This window comes from Nostoc sp. CALU 1950, assembly GCF_051172895.1.
GTDB lineage: Bacteria > Cyanobacteriota > Cyanobacteriia > Cyanobacteriales > Nostocaceae > Nostoc > Nostoc edaphicum_A.
The window spans coordinates 39,527-47,369 of the sequence record NZ_JBDNJQ010000050.1 but is presented as its reverse complement, the minus strand read 5'-3'; the positions used below and the strand labels follow the sequence as shown (position 1 = coordinate 47,369).

At 41.2% G+C, this 7,843-nt stretch carries 10 protein-coding genes; 4 read left to right on the top strand and 6 right to left on the bottom strand.

The window, feature by feature from the left end; all coding sequences use genetic code 11:
* The coding region (locus tag ABF638_RS15645) for a COR domain-containing protein (protein WP_435023679.1) at positions 1-2,374 on the top strand (2,374 nt) is incomplete at its 5' end.
* Between the two features lie 54 nt (positions 2,375-2,428).
* On the opposite strand, the gene ABF638_RS15640 is transcribed toward ABF638_RS15645, so the two are convergent.
* The 3 genes from ABF638_RS15640 to ABF638_RS15630 all read right to left on the bottom strand — a co-directional run bounded on the left by ABF638_RS15640 (position 2,429) and on the right by ABF638_RS15630 (position 4,904).
* Entirely contained in the window at positions 2,429-3,031 is a 603-nt protein-coding gene (locus ABF638_RS15640) for a Uma2 family endonuclease (protein ID WP_435023677.1), read from the bottom strand.
* Between the two features lie 45 nt (positions 3,032-3,076).
* On the bottom strand, positions 3,077-4,120 hold the full coding sequence (gene speB, locus ABF638_RS15635) for an agmatinase SpeB (RefSeq protein ID WP_435023675.1): 1,044 nt from the start codon (positions 4,118-4,120) through the stop codon (positions 3,077-3,079).
* Between the two features lie 352 nt (positions 4,121-4,472).
* Positions 4,473-4,904 (bottom strand): nucleoside deaminase, encoded by a 432-nt coding sequence (locus ABF638_RS15630; RefSeq protein WP_435023674.1) that lies wholly within the window; start codon positions 4,902-4,904, stop codon positions 4,473-4,475.
* An 18-nt stretch (positions 4,905-4,922) separates the two neighbouring features.
* Between ABF638_RS15630 and ABF638_RS15625 the strand changes: the two genes are divergently transcribed.
* Positions 4,923-5,846, top strand: a complete 924-nt coding sequence (locus ABF638_RS15625) for a nucleoside hydrolase (protein ID WP_435023672.1) — start codon at positions 4,923-4,925, stop codon at positions 5,844-5,846.
* Positions 5,847-6,007: 161 nt separating this feature from the next.
* On the opposite strand, the gene gloA2 is transcribed toward ABF638_RS15625, so the two are convergent.
* Together gloA2 and ABF638_RS15615 are read right to left on the bottom strand one after the other, a co-directional pair.
* Entirely contained in the window at positions 6,008-6,394 is a 387-nt protein-coding gene (gene gloA2, locus ABF638_RS15620; protein WP_435023671.1) for an SMU1112c/YaeR family gloxylase I-like metalloprotein, read from the bottom strand.
* A 166-nt stretch (positions 6,395-6,560) separates the two neighbouring features.
* Complete coding sequence (locus ABF638_RS15615; protein ID WP_435023669.1) at positions 6,561-6,821, bottom strand: hypothetical protein; 261 nt, start codon at positions 6,819-6,821, stop codon at positions 6,561-6,563.
* Between the two features lie 160 nt (positions 6,822-6,981).
* Between ABF638_RS15615 and ABF638_RS15610 the strand changes: the two genes are divergently transcribed.
* Both ABF638_RS15610 and ABF638_RS15605 read left to right on the top strand, forming a co-directional pair.
* Entirely contained in the window at positions 6,982-7,224 is a 243-nt protein-coding gene (locus ABF638_RS15610) for a DUF433 domain-containing protein (protein WP_292765164.1), read from the top strand.
* Positions 7,208-7,330 carry a DUF5615 family PIN-like protein gene (locus tag ABF638_RS15605; protein WP_435023667.1) on the top strand — a complete coding sequence of 41 codons (123 nt, stop codon included), beginning with the start codon at positions 7,208-7,210 and terminating at the stop codon, positions 7,328-7,330. The genes ABF638_RS15610 and ABF638_RS15605 overlap by 17 nt, the downstream gene beginning before the upstream one ends.
* Before the next feature lie 5 nt (positions 7,331-7,335).
* Here the strand turns inward: ABF638_RS15605 and ABF638_RS15600 are convergent, their stop codons facing one another.
* A complete protein-coding gene (locus ABF638_RS15600) occupies positions 7,336-7,821 on the bottom strand; it encodes a hypothetical protein (protein ID WP_435023665.1) in 486 nt (161 codons plus the stop codon).
* Positions 7,822-7,843: the final 22 nt, after the last annotated feature.

Sequence of the window (7,843 nt, the reverse complement as noted above, 5' to 3'; positions counted from 1 at the left end):
TCAACTGAGCAGTCTGCCACCGGAAATTGGCCAACTCACCAACCTGCAAACCCTCGACCTCAACAATAATCAACTGAGCAGTCTGCCAAGGGAAATCAGGCAACTGTCAAACCTGGAAAAGCTGGATCTTCGTAGAAATCCAGTCCCCATTCCACCAGAGATTTTGGGGCCGAAGGTTTACTACCAAAATCCGGGTAATGTGAATGAAATTCTCGATTTCTATTTTCGGGTGCAAGATCCAGCAGAAAGCGAACCCTTCTACGAAGCAAAATTCTTGATTGTTGGCGAAGGAGGAGCCGGTAAAACCTCTTTAGCTAATAAAATCAAAAACGAAACCTATAAACTCCAGGCAGAAGAGAAATCAACCCAAGGCATTGACGTGATTCGGTGGCACTTTACACAGCCCAATGGCAAAGATTTTCGTGTCAACATCTGGGATTTTGGCGGTCAGGAAATCTACCATCAAACCCATCAGTTTTTCCTCAGCAAGCGTTCTCTCTATGCTTTAGTTGCCGACACTCGCAAAGAAAACACTGATTTTTACTGGTGGCTGAAAGTTGTCGAACTCTTGAGCGACAAAAGCCCAGTTCTCATCATCAAAAACGAAAAACAAGACCGTCAGTGCGAAGTCAATGAAGGCCAGTTACGAGGAGAATTTAGCAATCTGGAGAAAATACTGGCAACCAATTTAGAAAATAATCGCGGTTTAACCGAGATTAAAAACGCGATTCAGCTTTACATCAGCAATCTTGACCACGTTGGCACACCTTTACCAAAACTCTGGGTAAGAGTCAGAACCGCCTTAGAGAACGATTCCCGAAATTACATCAGCGTTGAAGAATACTTTAACCTTTGCCGAGTCAATAATTTAACTGACCGTAAAGACATGCTGCGCTTGAGTAGCTATCTTCACGACCTCGGCGTTTGCCTCCACTTTCAAGATGATTCTACACTCAAACACTACGTCATCCTCAAACCGGAATGGGCGACAACTGCCGTTTACAAAGTTTTGGATAATCAAGCTGTCAAGGAAAATCTAGGTTGTTTTACCAAAGACGACCTCAAAAATATTTGGCAAGATGGCGAATATGCAGATATGCGAGATGAACTCCTGCAATTAATGATGCAGTTCAAGCTTTGTTACGAAATCCGCGATCGCCCTAACAATTATATTGCGCCTCAATTGCTTTCCATTGAAAAAGCTAAATATACTTGGGATGATACCCACAACCTTATCCTACGCTACACCTATACATTCATGCCCAAAGGCATCCTCACCCGCTTTATTGTCGAGACGCACCCTTGGATTGAACAGCAAAAACTCGTTTGGAAAAACGGTGTTGTTCTCAACAAAGATCAAACTCGTGCTGAAATCATTGAAAACTACAATCAACGGGAAATTAAAATCCGTGTAGCCGGAAACCGTACAAAAGAATTGATGGCTGTCATCACCCATGAACTCGAAAAAATCCACAACTCTTACGAACGTTTGGAATATCAAACTTTAGTTCCTTGTAATTGCAAAAACTGTGAAGGAAGCCGGACTCCTCATGTTTATTATATGGATGTGCTGTATAGGTTTCGATACGCTCGTCAGTACGAGATCCAATGCCAGAAAAGCTTTCAAATGGTAGATGTCCGCAGGTTAATCGATGATGTAATGTTCCAATCCGCTAAAGCAGATGAGGAAATCAACCCCCAAGTTACACCGTTGCAAAGCGAACTGGAGCAAGAGAGAAATGAATTGTTGACGCATCGGTTACGAGATAGCAAACAAGTAGAAAAAGGTATCATGAATAGTCAATCTGCAATAGAGTTCGAGAAGGAAATTTTTATCTCTTATGCTTGGGGTGGAGAAAGTGAGCAATTTGTCAATAAACTGGATGAAACTTTCCAGGCAAAAGGAATCAAAATCATCCGCGATAAACGCGATTTGGGCTACAAAGGACTAATTAAATCCTTCATGGAACGCATTGGACGCGGTAAATGTGCGATCGCAGTTATTAGTGACAAGTATTTAAAATCTCCCAATTGCATGTTTGAGCTAGTGCAAATTGCTAAAAATGGTGAATTTTATAATCGAATTTTCCCTATTGTGTTAGCGGATGCCCAAATTTATAAGCCTGTTGCAAGACTTAAATATATTAAACATTGGGAAGACGAAATTAAAGAATTAGACGAAGCTATGAAAGGGGTTTCCGCAGCTAATTTGCAGGGATTTCGTGAAGAGATTGACCAATACACCGAGATTCGCAACACGATCGCGGAACTGACTAACCTGCTAAAAGATATGAACACACTCACCCCTGATATTCACAGCAAATCAGACTTTGAGGAATTGTTGAATGCGATCGCACACCGTTTAGATGAGTAAAAATAGACTATTAGTGAAGTTTAAAGGTGAAGCGATGTCTCCGACGGGCTACTCCTACGACCTTTTTACTTGACAACTCGTGTTCCAATTACGAATTACGAATTGGTTTAGCCACCCAAAAACCTGCTCAACCGTCAAATCCAGTGTTAAAAACTTTGGTGTGGGAAGACAATCGCTACCTATCAACTCAATAGGTTCCTGTCCTGGTGAAAATGCTAAAATCAGTCGTTCCTCTGGATCGATTAACCATCCTAGCTGAGTACCATGTTTAAGGCAGTGCAAAATATTACTGATAACTTTAGTAGCTCTTTGCTCAGGTGAAAGAATTTCTACAGTCCAGTCGGGATAAATTTCAAAAGCATTGGGTACTTCGCCATCAGCCTCAAAAGGAATTCGTTCCCAAATGAATACAGCAGCATCGGGAACAATAGAACGTCCACCAAAGCTACAACGCAATTCTGGAAAGGCGAGGGCAATTTGTGAGCTTTCGGCAACTTGATTTACAGCATCACAAAACTTGAGTCGCAGACGAGAGTGTTTGCCTTGAGGCATAGGTTTCTGGTAAATTTGACCGTCAATAAACTCACTGGCAGGCTTGGTTTCTGGCAGTTTGAGGAATTCTTCGAGGGTGAGAGACGAAGGAGTTGCTGTTGTCATTGCCTTGAGTTCAGTATCATTGCCACTTTGCCAAAATTTTATCGCTTATATTTTCTGCTGGGATAAATCCATCAAATTTGCCAGCTTGTAAACTACCCGCGCCCCCACATTACCATCCCACTCAGCATCCCCAACTTCGCAGATATCAAAGCCAATAATTTTTCTGCCACTATTGACTAATTCCCGGAACAGACAAAAAGTTTGCTCTAATTCCAACCCACCTGGAACAGGAGTACCTGTACTCGGACAGAGTTTTGGATCTAGACCATCTATATCAAAGCTAATATGAACATACTCAGGTAAATGACTGATAATTTCTCGGCATAAATCAATCCAAGTTGTTCCAGAGTAAAGCTTTTGCTTAATAGCTGGGTCGTAATAAGCAATAATGCGACTATCAGATTGGTCAATCATTTGCACTTCATCATGACTAATATCACGCAAACCCACCTGCACCAGCTTGGAAATTTGCGGTATTTTCATCGCATTAAACATAATAGACGCATGGGAAAACTCAAATCCCTCATAAGCATCCCGTAAATCTGCGTGGGCATCAATGTGCAAAATGCCATAGTTTGGGTATTTAGCCGCTAATGCTTGAAAATAACCTAGAGGTGAACTGTGATCTCCACCAATGACTGCAACTCGCTTACCATGATTAATTGCTTCTTGACAATTTTCAAACAGCCATTGATTCACCTGTTCACCAGCCTGATTAATTTCTGTCAGCACAGGTGTTAAATCTGGTGTATCTGAGAGTTGTTTACCTTGGGCTAATCGCTCAATAATTTTTGCTGCCAAAGTGCGATAGTATGTGTTCTTCTCTAAAATATCTTGGGGAATTTCCACCATGAAAATTCCCTGTTTCCAACCATTAGGGTTATCAAAATCGAACAAATCTAGTTGAGTCGAAGCATCTAGAATTCGCTGTGGGCCGTTAGCAGTGCCAGCACCATAGGAAACAGTGACTTCCCACGGCACACCAAAGACAATCAGGTTTGCAGACTCGTAATCGCAAGGCAAACCTAAGAGGTTGCCATTTACTTCACCTACGCCGCTGGGATTGTAGTCTTGTAGTTGATTACTCATCAAATAATCTTCTGGATTTAGGTAGATGGACAGTATGCCGCCTAGTGGACATCTGCATTGTAATACAAACAAACAAAGTAGAAAGTGGGGGAAGAAGAACTATTGATCCATGCCCGAATGGCACTAAGAAAAGGGAAAATCGTTGAGGCAGCAGGGGTGCAGAGGAGCAAAGGAGCAGGGGAGAAGGAAGAAATTTTAGGCATTGCGCTCAGATATTTATAAATTCCCCTCTGCCCCCCTGCTCCCCTGCCCCTCTGCAATCCCTACGCCGCTTACCTTTCAGCTTAACTTAGTGCCATTAGATCCATGCCCCATGCCCCATGCCCCATGCCCAATCCCCAATTCCCAATAACTATTTACCAATATCTTCATTCCATAGTTCGGGGTTAGCTTCAATAAACTCACTCATCATTTGTTCGCATTCGTCAAGATTAAGATCAATTACTTCCACACCGTGAGATACCATAAATTCTTTAGCACCAGGAAAAGTTCTGGATTCTCCAGCGATGACTTTTTTAATGCCAAATTGTACCACTGCCCCAGCGCACAAGTAACACGGCATTAAGGTTGAATAGAGTGTTGTACCTCTATAACTGCCAACCCTTCCAGCATTGCGGAGACAATCGATTTCGGCGTGGGTGACAGGATCTCCGTCTTGCACACGTTTATTGTGTCCTTTGCCGAGAATTTTGCCATCTTTGACGAGAACCGAACCAATGGGAATTCCACCTTCTTGTTTGCCTTGTTTTGCTTCCTGAATTGCAGCTTTGATAAACTCATCCATATTAATAATTCTCCTTTTATGTCAAAACAACTAGTATTAATGGATCACGATGGTGGTGTAGATGATTATCTAGCAACTATGCTGCTGTTGACGATGGATCATATTGAACTCCTTGGTGTTGTCGTCACTCCAGCAGATTGTTACGTTCAACCGGCTGTTAGTGCCACACGTAAAATTATAGATTTGATGGGATTTTCTCATATCCCAGTTGCAGAAAGCACTGTGCGCGGGATTAATCCATTTCCTACTCTCTATCGCCGTGATTCGTTTATCGTTGACCATCTCCCCATTCTCAATCAAAGGGAAACCATCACTACGCCTCTGCTTGCTGAAACAGGTCAAGATTTTATGATCCAGGTGTTACGTGACGCATCAAGCCCCGTAACGTTGATGGTAACTGGGCCGTTGACGACGGTTGCAGTGGCTTTGGACAAAGCACCAGACATTGAAGCCAAGATTCACAAGATTGTGTGGATGGGGGGTGCGTTAAATGTCCCTGGTAATGTAGAAAAAAGTCTGGAAGCGGGACAAGATGGTTCTGCCGAATGGAATGTTTATTGGGACGCGGTTTCAGCCGCGCGGGTATGGCAAACCCAAATTGAAATTATTATGTGTCCTTTAGATTTAACTAACAATGTCCCTGTCACATCAGAATTAGTGCAAAAAATGGGACGACAACGCCAGTATTCCATCTCTGATTTAGCTGGACAATGTTATGCACTAGTTATCCCCCAAGATTATTATTTTTGGGATGTTTTGGCAACAGCTTATTTGGGACATCCAGAATTTTATCAACTACGCGAATGGGAAACAGAAATTATCACCACTGGTCTTAGTCAGGGGCGTACTAAAGTAGTTACCGGTGGTCGGAAAATTTATGCAATGGATAAAGTCGATAAAGAGGCTTTTTATAATTACATTTTGCAGCAATGGGCAAGATAAAAAATAAGCCCCCACAGCGCATAGTTTTGCTTCAGGAGACAAGAGGATGAAGACCGTTATTGCTGGAGTAACCCCAATACGGTTCGGTTAAGGCAAGAGACGCGATAAATCGCCGTCTCTACAAGTGTTTTGGACTTATCTGAACTGTATTGTATTAAAGCTTAATTTTCATAAATCTCTAATGGCAAATTATCTGGATCTTTAAAGAAAGTAAATTTCTTACTTGTAATTTCGTCAATTCTAATATTTTCTGTTTCGACACCTTGGGATTTTAAGTAATCAACAGTTTTTTCTAGATCATCAACTTTAAAAGCAAGATGTCTTAAACCACAAGCTTCTGGACTACTAAATCTTTGAGGAGGATTTGGGAAAGAGAATAACTCTATCTGATCACTTTCTCCAACTCGTAAATCTAATTTATAAGAATTTCTCTCGGCGCGAAAAGTCTCTTCAATAATCGAAAAGCCTAAAGTTTCGACATAAAATTTTTTCGAGCGTTCATAGTCAGAACAAATAATAGCTACATGATGAATTCCAGTAGTTTTCATGTGTACTTTTCAAGCTAATAATCATTTCCCTGTAGCACTTTTAGCAGAGTTTTGCTAGTCTTTGCAAGATAAAGGCTTTAGCAAAGTGCTAATCTGGAAAATGCAAACCTTAATGCCATCAGCCTTAAAGACGCTGATCAATACACCAGAATCTATATACGTCTTTTTAAGACTCACGGAATCCACCGCGACGTGCAGCAAGTTCAAGTCCTATTTCATCTTCGTTGAGAAGTTGTAATCCAGCAGCGATCGCTCGTTGTCGGATTGACCATAATTTTTTGGCTAAGGGTATTTGTGGCACAAAATCAGATTCGGGGGGTGTTGTTTCTGACTCAGATTTAAGTACTTCAACAAACTCCAAAACTTTTTGTTGCTTTTCGGGTGTGAGTTCTCGCCAGTGTTCAAGTAGTTCAACTTCATTACCCATAACTACAACGCTCGTGAATAATTTTTCTATTTTAGTGGCTGAAGCCTTATTTCCCGTTCCTTGCTATAAAATTTTGCTTGGAGTACAATCGTCTCTCATTAACTTGGTATGAAGCAATATACATTGACGATGATTTTCATCAGGAGCTAGGGTTACTTCCATGAAATTAGATCGCATTACCAGCAATCCCAATCGCATGAATGGACAGCCCTCTATTCGTAATCTTCGGCTTACCGTTCGTCGAGTGATTGAGTTATTAGCTACTTATCCTAATCGAGAAGAACTGCGCCAGGAGTTTCCCGAATTAGAAGATGAAGATATTCAGCAAGCCTTAATTTTTGCATCGTCCTACTTGAGCGATCGCATCATTGAACTACCTAACAGCTATGAAACTGTTGCTTGATCAGGGATTACCACTCTCTGCGGCAGCATTACTACGTGATGTAAGTATCTACACCATCCATGTGGGTGAAATTGGGATGTCTGAAGCTGAAGATGCATTAAATTAGCATTTTTATTTGCTACAAAAGTATTCCCAATACGAATAACCTGCTGTCTCAGATTTTACTAATGAAACTCCAGGTTCCTTGAGATTAACTCTTCTTATTACTATATCTTGGGAGTTAATTTCTAATCTATCGAATTCATAAAGAGTCGCACTATTACAATCAATACCGCTACTGATAATCATCGCTTTAACTCCATTACGGTTAGGGTATTGAAACTTTATTAGTTTATTGTAAGTGTATAGTTGTCCTTCTTGTATGATTGAATCAAGATCAATATAGTATTCATAGCTGGATTGACTAGTTAGAATATATACCCAATTGCCATCGGAAGATAACTGTTTTCTTTGTACTGTATCTAAAACAGCTTTTACAATCGTTTGACCCGTAAACTCGCCAATCGCCTCCCCGATACCATTACGTAGACCTTTGCCTACAGACTTGCAACTGGCAAGTGTTATCAGAACCATAATTAAAGCAAAAGCCTTTTTCATACCCTTGTAGTTGATGTTTCTG